Source organism: Amycolatopsis sp. NPDC051373 (genome assembly GCF_040689465.1).
In the GTDB taxonomy this organism is placed as follows: domain Bacteria; phylum Actinomycetota; class Actinomycetes; order Mycobacteriales; family Pseudonocardiaceae; genus Amycolatopsis.
In genome coordinates, this window is record NZ_JBFBAE010000059.1 from 1 (window position 1) to 12,901 (window position 12,901).

16 protein-coding genes and 2 pseudogenes are annotated in these 12,901 nt (G+C 69.7%); 10 read left to right on the forward strand and 8 right to left on the reverse strand.

Going from position 1 to position 12,901, the window contains the following annotated elements; all coding sequences use genetic code 11:
• Nucleotides 1-312 (forward strand): annotated as a pseudogene (locus tag AB0383_RS49525) (bifunctional 3,4-dihydroxy-2-butanone-4-phosphate synthase/GTP cyclohydrolase II); the annotation flags it as partial.
• 128 nt (nucleotides 313-440) lie between these two features.
• Nucleotides 441-1,028, forward strand: a complete 588-nt coding sequence (locus AB0383_RS49530; RefSeq protein ID WP_364186165.1) for an acetate uptake transporter — start codon at nucleotides 441-443, stop codon at nucleotides 1,026-1,028.
• Between the two features lie 40 nt (nucleotides 1,029-1,068).
• Here the strand turns inward: AB0383_RS49530 and AB0383_RS49535 are convergent, their stop codons facing one another.
• From AB0383_RS49535 to AB0383_RS49545, 3 genes and pseudogenes are all read right to left on the reverse strand, one after another.
• Nucleotides 1,069-1,941: a LuxR C-terminal-related transcriptional regulator gene (locus AB0383_RS49535; protein WP_364185997.1), complete on the reverse strand. Its 873-nt coding sequence runs from the start codon at nucleotides 1,939-1,941 to the stop codon at nucleotides 1,069-1,071.
• A 16-nt stretch (nucleotides 1,942-1,957) separates the two neighbouring features.
• Nucleotides 1,958-2,452: a PaaI family thioesterase gene (locus AB0383_RS49540; protein ID WP_364185999.1), complete on the reverse strand. Its 495-nt coding sequence runs from the start codon at nucleotides 2,450-2,452 to the stop codon at nucleotides 1,958-1,960.
• A gap of 106 nt (nucleotides 2,453-2,558) precedes the next feature.
• A pseudogene (locus tag AB0383_RS49545) lies at nucleotides 2,559-2,732 on the reverse strand (acyl-CoA dehydrogenase family protein); the annotation flags it as partial.
• A 7-nt stretch (nucleotides 2,733-2,739) separates the two neighbouring features.
• Here AB0383_RS49545 and AB0383_RS49550 point away from each other — a divergent pair.
• The 7 genes from AB0383_RS49550 (at nucleotide 2,740) to AB0383_RS49580 (ending at nucleotide 10,658) form a co-directional block, all read left to right on the forward strand.
• Nucleotides 2,740-3,297, forward strand: a complete 558-nt coding sequence (locus AB0383_RS49550) for a TetR-like C-terminal domain-containing protein (protein ID WP_366191601.1) — start codon at nucleotides 2,740-2,742, stop codon at nucleotides 3,295-3,297.
• Nucleotides 3,298-3,375: 78 nt separating this feature from the next.
• Complete coding sequence (locus AB0383_RS49555) at nucleotides 3,376-4,518, forward strand: acyl-CoA dehydrogenase family protein (protein ID WP_364186005.1); 1,143 nt, start codon at nucleotides 3,376-3,378, stop codon at nucleotides 4,516-4,518.
• A gap of 23 nt (nucleotides 4,519-4,541) precedes the next feature.
• On the forward strand, nucleotides 4,542-5,717 hold the full coding sequence (locus tag AB0383_RS49560; RefSeq protein WP_364186007.1) for an acyl-CoA dehydrogenase family protein: 1,176 nt from the start codon (nucleotides 4,542-4,544) through the stop codon (nucleotides 5,715-5,717).
• Nucleotides 5,718-5,729: 12 nt separating this feature from the next.
• The gene (locus AB0383_RS49565) at nucleotides 5,730-7,349 is read left to right on the forward strand and encodes an AMP-binding protein (RefSeq protein WP_364186008.1); all 1,620 of its coding nucleotides are present in this window, start codon (nucleotides 5,730-5,732) and stop codon (nucleotides 7,347-7,349) included.
• Between the two features lie 6 nt (nucleotides 7,350-7,355).
• The gene (locus AB0383_RS49570) at nucleotides 7,356-7,865 is read left to right on the forward strand and encodes a GNAT family N-acetyltransferase (protein WP_364186010.1); all 510 of its coding nucleotides are present in this window, start codon (nucleotides 7,356-7,358) and stop codon (nucleotides 7,863-7,865) included.
• Between the two features lie 98 nt (nucleotides 7,866-7,963).
• On the forward strand, nucleotides 7,964-8,992 hold the full coding sequence (locus AB0383_RS49575) for an alpha/beta hydrolase (protein WP_364186012.1): 1,029 nt from the start codon (nucleotides 7,964-7,966) through the stop codon (nucleotides 8,990-8,992).
• A 451-nt stretch (nucleotides 8,993-9,443) separates the two neighbouring features.
• The gene (locus AB0383_RS49580; protein ID WP_364186013.1) at nucleotides 9,444-10,658 is read left to right on the forward strand and encodes an MFS transporter; all 1,215 of its coding nucleotides are present in this window, start codon (nucleotides 9,444-9,446) and stop codon (nucleotides 10,656-10,658) included.
• 12 nt (nucleotides 10,659-10,670) lie between these two features.
• Here AB0383_RS49580 and AB0383_RS49585 read toward each other — a convergent pair whose 3' ends face one another.
• From AB0383_RS49585 to AB0383_RS49605, 5 genes are all read right to left on the reverse strand, one after another.
• Complete coding sequence (locus AB0383_RS49585) at nucleotides 10,671-10,814, reverse strand: hypothetical protein (RefSeq protein WP_364186015.1); 144 nt, start codon at nucleotides 10,812-10,814, stop codon at nucleotides 10,671-10,673.
• The gene (locus AB0383_RS49590) at nucleotides 10,811-11,050 is read right to left on the reverse strand and encodes a hypothetical protein (protein ID WP_366191606.1); all 240 of its coding nucleotides are present in this window, start codon (nucleotides 11,048-11,050) and stop codon (nucleotides 10,811-10,813) included. Before AB0383_RS49590 ends, AB0383_RS49585 begins: the two co-directional genes overlap by 4 nt.
• Before the next feature lie 186 nt (nucleotides 11,051-11,236).
• On the reverse strand, nucleotides 11,237-11,419 hold the full coding sequence (locus tag AB0383_RS49595) for a hypothetical protein (protein WP_366191608.1): 183 nt from the start codon (nucleotides 11,417-11,419) through the stop codon (nucleotides 11,237-11,239).
• Nucleotides 11,416-12,009 (reverse strand): maleylpyruvate isomerase family mycothiol-dependent enzyme, encoded by a 594-nt coding sequence (locus AB0383_RS49600; RefSeq protein ID WP_366191610.1) that lies wholly within the window; start codon nucleotides 12,007-12,009, stop codon nucleotides 11,416-11,418. Before AB0383_RS49600 ends, AB0383_RS49595 begins: the two co-directional genes overlap by 4 nt.
• A 40-nt stretch (nucleotides 12,010-12,049) precedes the next feature.
• Nucleotides 12,050-12,319 carry a CGNR zinc finger domain-containing protein gene (locus AB0383_RS49605; RefSeq protein ID WP_364186020.1) on the reverse strand — a complete coding sequence of 90 codons (270 nt, stop codon included), beginning with the start codon at nucleotides 12,317-12,319 and terminating at the stop codon, nucleotides 12,050-12,052.
• A gap of 38 nt (nucleotides 12,320-12,357) precedes the next feature.
• Here AB0383_RS49605 and AB0383_RS49610 point away from each other — a divergent pair, with 38 nt between their 5' ends.
• The gene (locus AB0383_RS49610) at nucleotides 12,358-12,807 is read left to right on the forward strand and encodes a type 1 glutamine amidotransferase domain-containing protein (protein WP_366191613.1); all 450 of its coding nucleotides are present in this window, start codon (nucleotides 12,358-12,360) and stop codon (nucleotides 12,805-12,807) included.
• Nucleotides 12,808-12,901: the final 94 nt, after the last annotated feature.

Genomic DNA, 12,901 nt, shown 5'->3' on the forward strand with positions numbered 1-12,901 from the left:
GTGGCCGACGAGGGCCGCGGCGTCGTGCTCTACATCCGCGGCCACGAGGGCCGCGGCATCGGGCTGCTGCACAAGCTGCAGGCCTACCAGCTGCAAGACGCCGATCAGGACACTGTGGACGCCACCCTCTCGTTCGGTGTCGCGGCCGACGCACGGGATTACGGCACCGGTGCCCAGATCCTGCTTGATCTCGGCATCCGCAGCATGCGCCTGCTCTCCGACAACCCCGGCAAACGCGTCGGCCTGGAGGGCTACGGATTGCGTGTCACCGGACGGGTTCCCTACGGCGAAGTCACCCCCGGCCGGGGGTAGCCCCTCGGGCGTGCACGACCTTTACTGGTCGCCAACCCCCAAGGAGAACTCGTACGACCAGTGTTGTTCAGCACGACTCTCTCATCAGCGAAAAGACCTTCGACCGGCCGGCCGGGCGGACCGTCCCGATCGCCGACCCCGGTGCGTGGGCGATCCTGGCCTTCTCCGCCACCTCGCTCATGCTCGGCCTCTACAACGGAAACTTCGTCAACACCGCCGGTGCCGCCCTCGTGATCCCGGTGGCCTTCTTCTTCGGTGGCGCGATCCAGATCATGGTCGCCGTGCTCGAAGTGGTGCGCGGCAACGTGTTCGGCGCCGTCGTGTTCGGCAGCTTCGGGCCGTTCTGGGTCATCTACGGCTTCATCCAGACGACGTTCGAGGAGAAGGTGGTCGAAGCCGCGACCAAGGCGAACGTCGATCCCGCCGCCGCGGTGTCGAGCGGACTCACGGTGTTCCTCGCGATGTTCGCCGTGCTCACGTTCGTCTTCCTCGTCTCGGCGCTGCGGACGGACGCGGTGCTCGTCAGCGTGCTGGTGCTGCTTCTGGCGGCACTGGTGCTCCTCGTGATCGGCGTCCACAGTGGAAGCGAGGGCTTCGTGCAGGCTTCCGGGTACGTCACCGTGGTGTTCGCCGTCCTCGGGCTCTACCGGGGCACGGCCGACATCATGACCGCGACCTACGGTCGGCAGGTGCTGCCGGTCGGCAAACTCGGCTAGTACAGCCGGACGGGGCCACGACAGTCGTGGCCCCGTCCGCTCACAAGAGACCGTTCAGCCGTGCCTGATGAGCGGCGGCTGTTCGGTTGTGGACTTCCAGCTTGCGCATCGCCGATCGGAGGTAGGCCTTGACGGTCTCCAGGCTCAGCCCCAGCCGGGCGGCGATCTCCAGGTTGCTGGCCCCCACCTCCGCCAGCCGCAGCACGTCGATCTCCCGGGGCGCGAGCGACGCGGACGCCGCGATCTCGGCCCGCACGGGTTCACCCGTCAGGTCCGCCTGGATCCGCTCCAGCCGCGCACGCAGCTGCGGATCGCTCGTGTCACGGATGAGCGCGGCGAGCTCGGCGAGCGCGCCCCGCGAGCGGACGGCGGCATGACCGGGATCGCGGCGCAGCTGTCCCTCCACATCGAACTGAAGTTGATCGGCGACCACCACGGCACTGCGCACAGTCCGGTCGCCGATCGGGTTGCCTTCCCGGACCGCGCCGTATAGAACCCCGCGCACCTCACCCCGGACCAGCACGGGTACGGCGAAGACCGACGTCAATCCCTCCTCGCGCACCACGACGTCGTACTCGTGGGTGATCGCCATCGTGGACGCGTAGTCGTTGACGCGGAACGGGGTCCGGCTGCGCAGCACGCACCCGCCGAGCCCTTTCCCGGGCTGCACGACGAGCCCCCGCAACGCATCACCCGAGTTGCCCATCAGGCGGTCGAGCACCAGGTGAAGGCCGGAGGCGCCGTGGCGGGTGGTGCCGCCGAGGGCGATCGGCAGGCCGGTCACCTTCCGCAGCCGCTCCAGCCGCTCGGGCAGCAGGTCGTCGATGATGCGCCGGATCGCGCTCCCGTCGTCCACTGTGGCCGGCGGGGTGGGACACAGTGGACGACGGGAGCGCAGTTCGGGTCCGTTCATGTCCGCCTCGTCACCGTCACGCGTCGGTGGTGAACACCATGCATGAGCTCGTCGCGTGCGCGAGCAGCCGATCCTTCGCGTCGCGGATCTCGGCGTGCGCCAGCGCGGTCCGCCGGCCCCGGTTGATCACGTTGCCGGTAGCACGGAGCGCGCCGATGTCCGCGGTGAGCGGTCGCAGGTAGTGCACCGAAAGGTCCAAAGTGGTGTAGGTGCTCCCGACCGGCACCGTCGTCTGCACGGCGTAACCGGCGGCGCTGTCGAGCAGCGTCGCGGCGACCCCGCCGTGGACGATGCCGATCGGGTTGTAGAGGTGCTCGCCGACCTCGCCCACGAGCACGGCGTGGCCGGACTCGATCTCGGCGAGGCGGAAGCCCAGTGTCGCGGCGATCGGCATGATCCCGGACTCGCCGGCGTCGAGCAGGTGCCGGCTGAACTCGAGCCCGTCCATCTCGCGGCTGAGTTTGGCCATCTCCTGGGGGTCCACCCAGCTGTATGTCCGAGTGCCTTCCATGGCGGGATCGTACCTCCGATTTAATAGGACGACCTACTATTGGTCGACATACCTTCTTCACCGGGGCCCCGGGCGCACCCCGGGCCCCGCCCTTCGAGCGAGCGCGTCAGAGCCCGAGCTCGCGGGCGATGAGCATCTTCTGCACCTCGCTCGTGCCTTCGCCGACCTCGAGGATTTTGGCGTCGCGGTAGTACCGGGCGACCGGGGCTTCGTTGATGAACCCCATGCCGCCGAAGATCTGCGTGGCGTCGCGGGCGTTGTCCATCGCCGCGTTGGAGGAGGAGGGCGTGGTGGGGCTGACCACGCGCACCGTCGCCCGCCGGGCCGAGGCCTCGGTCCCGGCCATCTACGAGGTGTTCGGCGACAAGGCGGGTCTCATCCGCGAGGTCTTCTTCGAGGGCTTCCGCCTGCTGGGCGACGATCTGGCGGCGCTGCCGGCCACCGACGACCCGCTGGATGCCCTGCGGCACCTCGCCGAAGCCTTCCGGCACTTCGTGGTCGCGAACCCAGTGCTGGCCGAGATCATGTTCTCGCGCCCGTTCACCGACTTCGATCCCACGCAGGACGAGGACAAAGCCGGCGTCAAGGTGCGCAAGATCTTCGTGCACCACATTCGCACCGCCGTCGACGCCGGCCTGTTCGCGGCGGACCCGACGGACATCGCGCACGTGTTCTTCGCCTACGTCCAGGGCATCGCGGCGGCCGAGAGCGCGCACCGGCTGGGCGGCTCGAAGCAGTCGGTGGACCGCCGCTGGCGCCTCGGGCTCGACGCGTTGATCGCCGGCCTCGGCCAGGCGCCCGCCCCCGCTCGTCGTCGTGCCGGGACTCGCGCCAAGAAGGCCTGAGCACCACCGCGCTTCCGGAGTCCGAGCTCACTCTTCCCCCAGGGCCCAAGCCCGTACTAGCACGTCAGGAGATTTGTCATGGCCAGCAGTGAACCCCGCCGGCCCGGGCTCGACACCCCGCCCGACCTGCTTGACTTCACCCCGAGCGAGGACCAGCGGTTGATCCGCGACACCGTGGCCGAGTTCGCCGCCGAGCACCTGCGCGCGCGGGCGGGTGAGGCCGACGCGGGGTGCGCAGCGCCGGACGACCTGCTCACCAAGTCCGCCGAGCTCGGCCTCAGCCTGCTGGGTGTGCCCGAGGAACTCGGCGGGGTCGCGACCGCGCGGTCCGCGGTCACGGCGACCCTGGTCACCGAGGCCCTGGCCGCCGGCGACATGGGGCTGGCCGTGGCGTGCCTCGCGTCCTCCGCGGTCAGCACGGCGCTCGTGCTGTGGGGGAGTGGCGAGGCGCAGACCGCGTACCTGCCCGCGTTCGTCGGCGACACCGTGCCGGCCGCGGCTCTCGCCATCCTCGAGCCGCGTGCCGTGTTCGACCCGTTCGAGCTGCGCACGGTGGCCCGCCGCACGCCGGGCGGGTTCGTCCTCGACGGCGCCAAGTCGCTGGTGCCGCGGGCTGCGCAGGGCGAGCTCTTCGTGGTCGCGGCCGAGCTGGACGGCCACGGTCCCGCACTGTTCGTCGTCGAGGCGAATGCGCCGGGGACGAGCGTCGAGCCCGAGCCCGCGATGGGCCTGCGCGCGGCCGGCACCGGACGGCTGGATCTGGCGACGGTGCACGTGCCCGAAACGGCCCTGCTGGGCGACGCCGACCCGGCCGCCTACACGGAGTGCGTGCGGCTGTCGCGCCTGGCCTGGTGCGGGCTCGCGGTCGGCACGGCGCAGGCCGTGCTCGACTACGTGATCCCGTACGTCAACGAGCGCGTCGCCTTCGGCGAGCCGGTGAGCCACCGCCAGGGTGTCGCGTTCAAGGTCGCCGACGTCGCAATCGAGCTCGAAGGCATGCGGCTGGCCACCTATCGCGCGGCCGCTCGCGCCGACGCCGGCCTGCCGTTCGCCCGTGAGACCGAGCTTGCCCGCCGGTTGTGCGCGGCCAAGGGCATGCGCATCGGCAGCGACGGCGTGCAGTTGCTCGGCGGGCACGGCTATGTGAAGGAACACCCCGTCGAACGCTGGTACCGCGACCTGCGCGCGGTCGGGGTCGCCAGCGGTGTCCTGCTCGTCTGAACCGGTACGCAAGGAGCAAGCCAGTGATCCACCTCGAAGTGCCGGCCCGGTTGTCCACAGTGGTCGACCAGGCCCATCTCACCGCGGAGAAGCTGCTCCGGCCGGGTTCCCGCCGCAACGACCGCGACGAGCACACGCGTCCGCCGGAGCTCGACGCGCTGACGCCCCTCGCCGACGACCTGAATACCGCGGGTGGCGGGCAGGTGGCCACCGGGGAAGTCCGCAATGGACGCAACCTCGCCAGCGTGCTCGGCATCATGGAGCTGTGCTGGGGTGACGCGGGAATGCTGTTGTCAATGCCGCGCTTGGGCCTCGGCAACGCCGCCATCGCCTCGGTCGCGAAGGGCGAGCAGGCGAAGCGGTTCGCGGGCAAGTGGGCGGCCATGGCCATCACCGAGCCGGACACCGGTTCGGACTCGGCCGCCATCCGCACCACGGCTGTGCTCGACGGCGACGACTACGTGCTCAACGGCGAGAAGATCTTCGTCACCTCCGGCGAGCGCGCCGACGTCGTCGTGGTGTGGGCGACGCTCGACCGCGCGCTGGGCCGGGCGGCGATCAAGTCGTTCGTGGTCGAGAAGGGCACGCCGGGGTTCGAACTCGTGCGGCTGGAGCACAAGCTCGGCATCCGCGCCTCCGACACCGCGCACCTGCGCCTGGACAACGTGCGGGTTCCGCGCGAAAACCTGCTCGGCGACCCGGAGATCGACGTCGAACGCAGCTTCGCCGGGGTGATGCAGACGTTCGACAACACCCGTCCACTGGTCGCCGCGATGGCCGTCGGCGTGGCCCGCGCCGCGCTGGACGAGACGCGCACGCTGCTCGCCGAGGCCGGCCTGACCATCGACTACGACCGGGCCGGCCCGCGGCAACCCGCGGCCGTCGCGACGTTCCTGGACCTGGAGGCCGACTACGAGGCGGCCTACCTGCTCACCCTGGAAGCGGCGTGGCTGGCGGACAACGCCCGGCCGAACTCGATGCACGCGTCCATGGCCAAGGCGAAGGCCGGCCGCAGCGCGACGGACATCGCGCTGGGCTGCGTCGCGCTCGCCGGCAGCCTCGGCTATTCGGAGGACTCGCTGCTGGAGAAGTGGGCGCGCGACGCGAAGATCATGGACATCTTCGAAGGCACGCAACAGATCCAGCAGCTCATCGTGGCGCGCCGGCTGCTCGGCAAGTCGTCCGCCGAACTCAAGTGATCGGAGTGGATCATGCTCTCCTACGCCCGCGGCGCCGACCGCCCGGCCCTGCTCGAAGAGACGATCGGCGCGAACTTCGAACGCACTGTCGCCGCGCACGGTGACCGCGAGGGCCTCGTCGAGTTCGCGACCGGGCGACGCTGGACCTACGCCGAGCTCAATGCGGACGTCGACGCGCTTGCCCGGGCGTTGATGGCGGTCGGGGTCGAAAAGGGCGACCGCGTCGGCATCTGGGCGCCGAACTGTGCCGAGTGGACGATCACGCAGTACGCCACCGCGAAGATCGGCGCGATCCTGGTCAACATCAACCCGGCGTACCGTACACACGAGCTGGCGTACGCGCTCGAACAGTCCGGTGTCACGCTGCTGATCTCGGCGAGCACGTTCAAGACCAGTGACTACGGGGCCATGATCGACGAGGTCCGTGCCGGCACCGCGCTGCGCACCGTCGTGTACCTCGACACCGACGACTGGCAGCAGCTGCTCGACTGCGCGACGGGTGAGGAGGACCTCGCCGGGCGCCTGGCCTCGCTCAGCCCGCACGACCCGATCAACATCCAGTACACGTCGGGCACCACGGGCTTTCCCAAGGGCGCCACGCTGAGCCACCGCAACATCCTGAACAACGGCTTCTTCGTCACCGAGACGATCGGCTTCACCCACGTTGACCGGCTGGCGATCCCGGTACCGTTCTATCACTGCTTCGGCATGGTGATGGCCAACCTCGGCTGCACCACGCACGGCGCCGCGATGGTCATCCCGGGCCCGGCGTTCGACCCGGCGGCCACATTGCGGTCCATTCAGGACGAACGCTGCACGGCGGTGTACGGCGTGCCCACGATGTTCATCGGCATGCAGGCGCTGCCCGCGTTCGCGGAGTACGATCTGAGCACGCTGCGCACGGGGATCATGGCGGGCGCGCCGTGTCCTGTCGAGGTGATGAAGCGCTGCGTCACCGAGATGCACCTGGCGGAAGTGTCCATTGCGTACGGGATGACGGAGACTTCGCCGGTCTCCTGCCAGACGCTCGCCGACGACGACCTCGACCGGCGCACCGCGACGATCGGGCGCGTGCACCCGCACGTCGAGATCAAGATCGTCGATCCGGAGACCGGTGAAACCGTGGAACGCGGGACGCCGGGCGAGTTCTGCACGCGCGGCTATTCGGTGATGATCGGGTACTGGAACGACCCCGAGCGCACGGCGGACGCGCTCGACGCCGACGGCTGGATGCACACCGGTGACCTCGCCGTGATGCGCGAGGACGGGTACGCGCTGATCGTCGGCCGGATCAAGGACATGGTGATCCGGGGCGGGGAGAACGTGTATCCGCGCGAGATCGAGGAGTTCCTCTACACGCATCCGGACATCGAGGACGTGCAGGTGGTCGGGGTGCCCGACGAGCGGTTCGGCGAGGAGCTGTGCGCGTGCGTCAAGGTGCGGGCCGGCGCGGCGCCGCTCGACGCCGACGCGATCCGCGCCTTCGCGAGGGGAAAACTGGCGCACTACAAGATCCCGCGGTACGTGCGTCTGGTGGAGCAGTTCCCCACGACCGTGACCGGCAAGATCCGCAAAGTCGAGATGCGCGCGGAATCGGCCGAGGCACTGGGGCTTCCGGTGCTGACGCTGTGAGGTTCCATGGCGCCTGAAGCCGACCTCGCGGCGCGGATCGTCGTGCGCGAACCTTCTGCCGAGGACGGTGAACCGGTCGGCAGATTCCTCATCGGACTGTCGCTCGCCAGCCGGTACCACCGGTTCTTCTCCGGCATCCGGCACATCTCGCCGGCTCTGCTCACGACGCTGACCACGGTCGCGCCCGGCCAAGTCGTGCTCCTCGCTCTCGACGGGGAGACCGTGGTCGGGCACCTGATGGCGACCGAGCACGACGGTGACGGCGTGGACATCGGCATCGTCGTCGCCGAGGACTACCAGTTCCGGGGCATCGGCCGGAAACTCCTGCGGGAGATGGCGAACGCCCTCTCCGACGGCGGTTCGACGCGGGTGCGGTGCGATGTGCTCGGCGCCAACTACTTCGTCCTCGACTGGCTTCGTCGCCGGCTTCCGGACATCCGGTTCGTGCGGCACGGGGAGACGATCACCGTCCACGGAACCCTTGCCGCGCCCGAAAACCGACGCCCTCAGGCGTGACGTACACCGACAGCGTCATCTGACGCTCGCGCCGAAGATCACTGTCCACATAGGTTTTCCGAGTCAACGAAAACGCGCGATCCACCCAAGGAGTTCCGATGATCAACCGGAGGCAGTTCGGCCAGGCCTTCGCCGCGACAGCGGCGGCCGCGTCGCTGGCCGCGTGTTCCACCGGACAGAGCGCGCCGGCCGCCGCGCCCGGCGACGACCTCAGGGCGGGCTCCGGCAAGAACACCTCGCTCGGCCCGATCAAACAGGTCAAGGCCGGGCTGCTCGACGTCGGGTACGCCGAGTGGGGCCCGGCCACGGGCAAGCCGGTGATTCTGCTCCACGGCTGGCCGTACGACCCGCACAGCTACGTCGACGTCGGCCCGCTGCTCGCCGGCGCCGGCTACCACGTCTTCGCACCGTTCCTGCGCGGCTACGGCCCGACGACGTTCCTGTCCAAGGACACCGTCCGCAATGGACAGCAGGCGGCGGTCGCGCTCGACATCGTGGCCATGATGGACGCCCTGCACCTCGACAAGGTGATCCTCGGCGGCTACGACTGGGGGGTGCGCACCGCGGACGTCATCGCGGCGCTGTGGCCGGAACGCGTCAAGGCGATGGTGGCGGTGAGCGGCTACGGCATCAACAACCTGGCGGTCAACAAGGAGCCGCTGGCCCCGCTGGCCGAATACGGGTGGTGGTATCAGTACTACCTCGCCACGGATCGCGGCGAGCTGGGCTACGCGAAGTACCGGCACGACTTCAACAAGCTGATCTGGAAGAACGTCTCTCCGAAGTGGCACTTCGACGACGCGACCTACGACCGCACAGCGCAGTCGTTCGACAACCCCGACCACGTGGCCATCGTCGTGCACAACTACCGCTGGCGCCAAAGCCTTGCCCCGGGCGAACCGCAGTACGACGTCTACGAACAGAAACTTCAGGCCTCGCCGAAGATCGGCGTTCCGACGATCACGATCGGCAGCGACTTCGACGCCGCTGCGGCCGACGGCAAGGCCTATCGCGACAAGTTCACGGGCAAGTACGAGCACCGCACGTTCACCGGGATCGGTCACAACGTTCCGCAGGAAGCCCCGCAGCCGTTCGCCAAGGCCATTGTGGACGTCGACCAGTTCTGACCGGCCCCGTCAGGAGACCGGCTGGTGGCGTTCGATCACCGAGGACGGCGGCGGGCTCGTCTGTGTCGTTCCGGAAGGTATGCCACTCGCCGCGGGGTTGGACGATCCGTTCGCCGGCGTTGGCGTAGATCTCGGTGTCGTTGGAGATCTCGCTGATCCGGTCGGAGTCCGACATCGGATGATCGTCGGCGAACACGGGAGCCGAGCCGGCGGAAAGTCCGTTGAAGGAGAATTGTGTAGTTCTGCGGCGCGAGTTGTGCTCCAGACGGTCGGAGACCGGTGTGGGACTCGCCACGAGCGGGCCGGTGAAAGGGCCGGGCTTGCGAAGATCGGCCCGTGAGCACAGGACTTCTCGCTGCCGAAATACCAAGTCTCCGCGCTCTGTGGCACTCCTGCGCTCGGAGAGCGGACGGTCCTGACCGCGACCTGGTGATCGCGGTGGTGGCCGGGCATGGTTGAGGAGTTCCGGCTGCGGTCGGTGGCCGTCGCGGTGTACGGGCCCGCCGCGTTGTTCGGGCTGGCGGAGGGGTCGATGCTGCCGGTCGTCGCGCTGAGTGCGATCGACCGCGGGGCCACGACGTCGGTGGCGGCGTTGATCGGGGCGTTGCTCGGGATCGGTTCGCTGATCACGAACATCCCGGCGGGCATCCTCGCGACCCGGGTCGGTGAGCGGAAGTCGATGTTGGTGGCGGCCGGGGTCACGGCCGTCGGGTTGGCGCTGTGCCTGGTCAACATCGGTTCGGGGCAGTCCGCGTTGCTGGTCTACGGCGCCGGCGTGCTGCTGATCGGCGCCGCGAGCGCGGTGTACGGCCTGGCGCGACAGTCGTACCTGACCGAGGCGGTGCCGCTGCACATGCGGGCGCGGGCGTTGTCGACGCTCGGCGGGACGATGCGCGTGGGGCTGTTCCTGGGTCCGTTCGCCGGGGCCGCGGCGATGCAGGTCTGGGGGCAGGCCGGCGCGTACTACCTGAGCCTCGTCGCGGTGCTCGCCGCCGGGATCGTCGTGTACCGGGTGCCGGATCTGGAGACGACCGAGGAGCACCGCGCGGCCGCGGCGGCGATCACGACGTGGGGGATGGTCAAGCAGAAGTGGCGGGTGTACGCGACGCTCGGCGTCGGCATCCTGCTGCTGTCGGGGATCCGGCAGACGCGCCAGACCGTCGTTCCCCTGTGGGCGGCCCACCTCGGCCTGTCGCCCACGGTCAGCTCGGTGATCTACGGTTTCGCCGGCGCGATCGACGCGCTGGTCTTCTACCCGGCGGGCAAGGTGATGGACCGCCGCGGCCGCCGGTGGGTCGCGGTCCCTTGCACGTTCGTGCTCGGTGCTTCCTTCGTCCTCATGCCGTTGACGCACGGGCCGGTTCTGCTTGCCCTCGTGGCCATGGTGATGGGATTCGGCAACGGCCTCGGCTCGGGCATCGTGATGACGCTCGGAGCCGACGTCTCGCCGACCGTCGGCCGCCCGACGCACATCGGCATCTGGAACGAGCTGGCCGACGTCGGCTCCGGCCTCGGCCCGCTGCTGCTGGCCGGGGTGACCGCGCTGGCCGGGCTCGGGCTGGGGATCGTCGTCAGCGGCCTGGTCGGCTTCGCGGCGGCCGGGGCGCTGTGGGCGTGGATCCCGAGGACGGTGCACCGGGTGCGAAGAGTCGCCGAGCGGACGTGATCGCCGCGGGGCTCAGGCGTCGAACCACTCCTCGGCGCCGTACCTCGCCACGCGCGCCTGCGCCCCCGCGAGAACCCACGACGGGGTGGCGAAGAAGTGCCCGTTCAGCATCAAGACGATTCCCTGGACCACGATCAGCCAGGTGCGGGCGGTCATCGAGCGCAGAACCCACCGCGCACCATCGCCGAGCGCGACGGCGCACGCCGCGAACGTGCCGCGGCGACCACGTCGAGTACCAGGCCGGCGACGAGGAACGCGCTCCACCAACCGCTGCTGTCCCCGACTTCGGCCACCCCGAAGCCCGCCGCCATCAGGGCGGCGGGGACCTGCAGCCACAGTCCCCACCGCAGGACGCGGATCGTCGGTGGTTCGTCGACCGCCACTGTCCTCAACCGATCATGAAATGGTGCAACGGCGCCAGCGCCCGTCCGAATTCGCACAATCCCTGCGGCACACCGCACACCCCAGAACCGCTCACGTGCGAAGGTTATCGCCGGAATGACGGAAACGGGCTGAACGTGTGCGAAACCGGTCAGCCCGCTGTCCCTTCCGTCCCAAGCCGGGGAGGACACCCCGCGTCAGAAGCCGGGGAACACCCGGCGCAGGTCGTCGAGGGAAAGAGCGCCGTCGACGGTCACGCCGGTGTCGTACGGGGCCTTCAGGCGGCCGCTGACCAGGCGGATGAAGGCTTCGGCCGGGCCGTCGAACGTGGCCGAAGGCGATTCGAGGTGGTCCACCACCGTGACGCCTTCGTCGATCACCAGGCCGGCACCCGGGATGGCGACGGACGCCGGCTTGCCGAGCTCGGCCGGCTTCGCCAGGAAGCCCAGCATGAAGCCGATCGGGCCGGCATCAGGTCGACGAGGACCTCGGCCGAGGCGGCTTCGACGCCGGCCTTGGGGTCGAAGGTCACGCGCACGTCCCACGAGTGGTTGGCGACCTCGTTGAGGCGCATGCCCAGGGCGGTCAGCAGCGAGACCGGCTCGGGCAGGAAGCCGAGATCGACGGTCAGCGACGAGCGCTGCTCGGCCGTGAGGGCTTCGACGGTCTCGAGCCAGCGGGCGTTGTGCTCCAGGAAACCTTCGGCCTGCGCGCGCGGCGCGGACGCGTCCCAGCGGGCCCAGATCGTCGGGTTGTCTTCGGCCGCGACCGTCTCGCCGGCGGCCCGGGCGATCGGCGCGCGGCCGATCTCCGCGCCACTTCCGAGGTGGGACAGGGCTTGCGCGACGGTCCATTCGGCAGCGCCGCTGGTGGTGGCCAGCTGCTCGTCGGTCAGGGTGCGGACGAGGGCGGCGAGCGTGTCGTGCTCGGTGCGCAGGGCGGTGATCGTGCGGTCCACGAGTTGGCTCATGCCACGCTCAACTCCTGAACGGACGGCTGTGTTCCGCTGATCACCGAGCGGCGCACTCCTTTTTCCGCTCGCGGTACGCGCGCGTCGCCATCTGGCCGCTGCACGTCGTGCTGCAGTACAGCGCCGAGGAGTTGCGCGTCTTGTCGAAGAACGCCGTGTAGCACGTGTCGTTCTTGCACACCTTCACCCGCGGCCACGCGCCCCGCGAGGCGAGGTCGGCGACCGCGCTGAGCAGGTGCGAGAACGACCGGTCGACGCCGGTGCCAGTCGGGTGCAGCTCGCACCCCTGGGCCGTGACGACCGTCGTCACCGGAAAACGCAGGGCGGCCCGCTGCAGGTGGGCTTCGGATTCGGCCGGCGCGGCTCGAGGACGTGGACCCGGCCGAGTTCGACGGGGTGCTGATCCCCGGCGGCCACGGCCCGATGCAGGACCTGGCCGTGAACGCCGACGTCGCCCACGTGCTGGCCGCGCTGCTGCCGGACGAGTCCAAGGTCGTCGCGTCACTGTGCCACGGCCCGGCGAGCTTCTTCTCCGCCGGCGACCCCGAGGGCGGCTGGCTGTTCAAGGGCCGCAGGCTCACCGCGTTCACCGACGAGCAGGAGCAGCAGGTCGGCCTCGCGCAGAACGCCCTGTGGCTGCTGGAGGAGCGGCTGCGTGGCGCCGGCGCCGAGTACTCCTCGGGCCCGGCCTGGGGTCCGTACGTGGTGGTCGACGGCAACCTGATCACCGGCCAGAACCCGGCCTCGGGTGAGCAGGCCGCCGAAGCGCTGCTGAAGGCGCTGGCCGAGCGCGGCTGAAACCGTGTGGGCACCCGCGCGCTGCCCGGGGAGCCTTGACATTTCTGAGTGATACGACGCAGAATGGCCGCGATCTGAGTCGCACGACTCAGAT

Excerpts from the sequence above, each read along its gene's own strand:
- AB0383_RS49575 (WP_364186012.1), top strand. The coding sequence starts at position 7,964 with ATGATCAACCGGAGGCAGTTCGGCCAGGCCTTCGCCGCGACAGCGGCG.
- AB0383_RS49540 (WP_364185999.1), bottom strand. The coding sequence starts at position 2,452 with ATGGAAGGCACTCGGACATACAGCTGGGTGGACCCCCAGGAGATGGCC.
- AB0383_RS49580 (WP_364186013.1), top strand. The coding sequence starts at position 9,444 with ATGGTTGAGGAGTTCCGGCTGCGGTCGGTGGCCGTCGCGGTGTACGGG.
- AB0383_RS49585 (WP_364186015.1), bottom strand. The coding sequence starts at position 10,814 with ATGACCGCCCGCACCTGGCTGATCGTGGTCCAGGGAATCGTCTTGATG.
- AB0383_RS49535 (WP_364185997.1), bottom strand. The coding sequence starts at position 1,941 with ATGAACGGACCCGAACTGCGCTCCCGTCGTCCACTGTGTCCCACCCCG.
- AB0383_RS49565 (WP_364186008.1), top strand. The coding sequence starts at position 5,730 with ATGCTCTCCTACGCCCGCGGCGCCGACCGCCCGGCCCTGCTCGAAGAG.
- AB0383_RS49600 (WP_366191610.1), bottom strand. The coding sequence starts at position 12,009 with ATGAGCCAACTCGTGGACCGCACGATCACCGCCCTGCGCACCGAGCAC.
- AB0383_RS49555 (WP_364186005.1), top strand. The coding sequence starts at position 3,376 with ATGGCCAGCAGTGAACCCCGCCGGCCCGGGCTCGACACCCCGCCCGAC.
- AB0383_RS49570 (WP_364186010.1), top strand. The coding sequence starts at position 7,356 with ATGGCGCCTGAAGCCGACCTCGCGGCGCGGATCGTCGTGCGCGAACCT.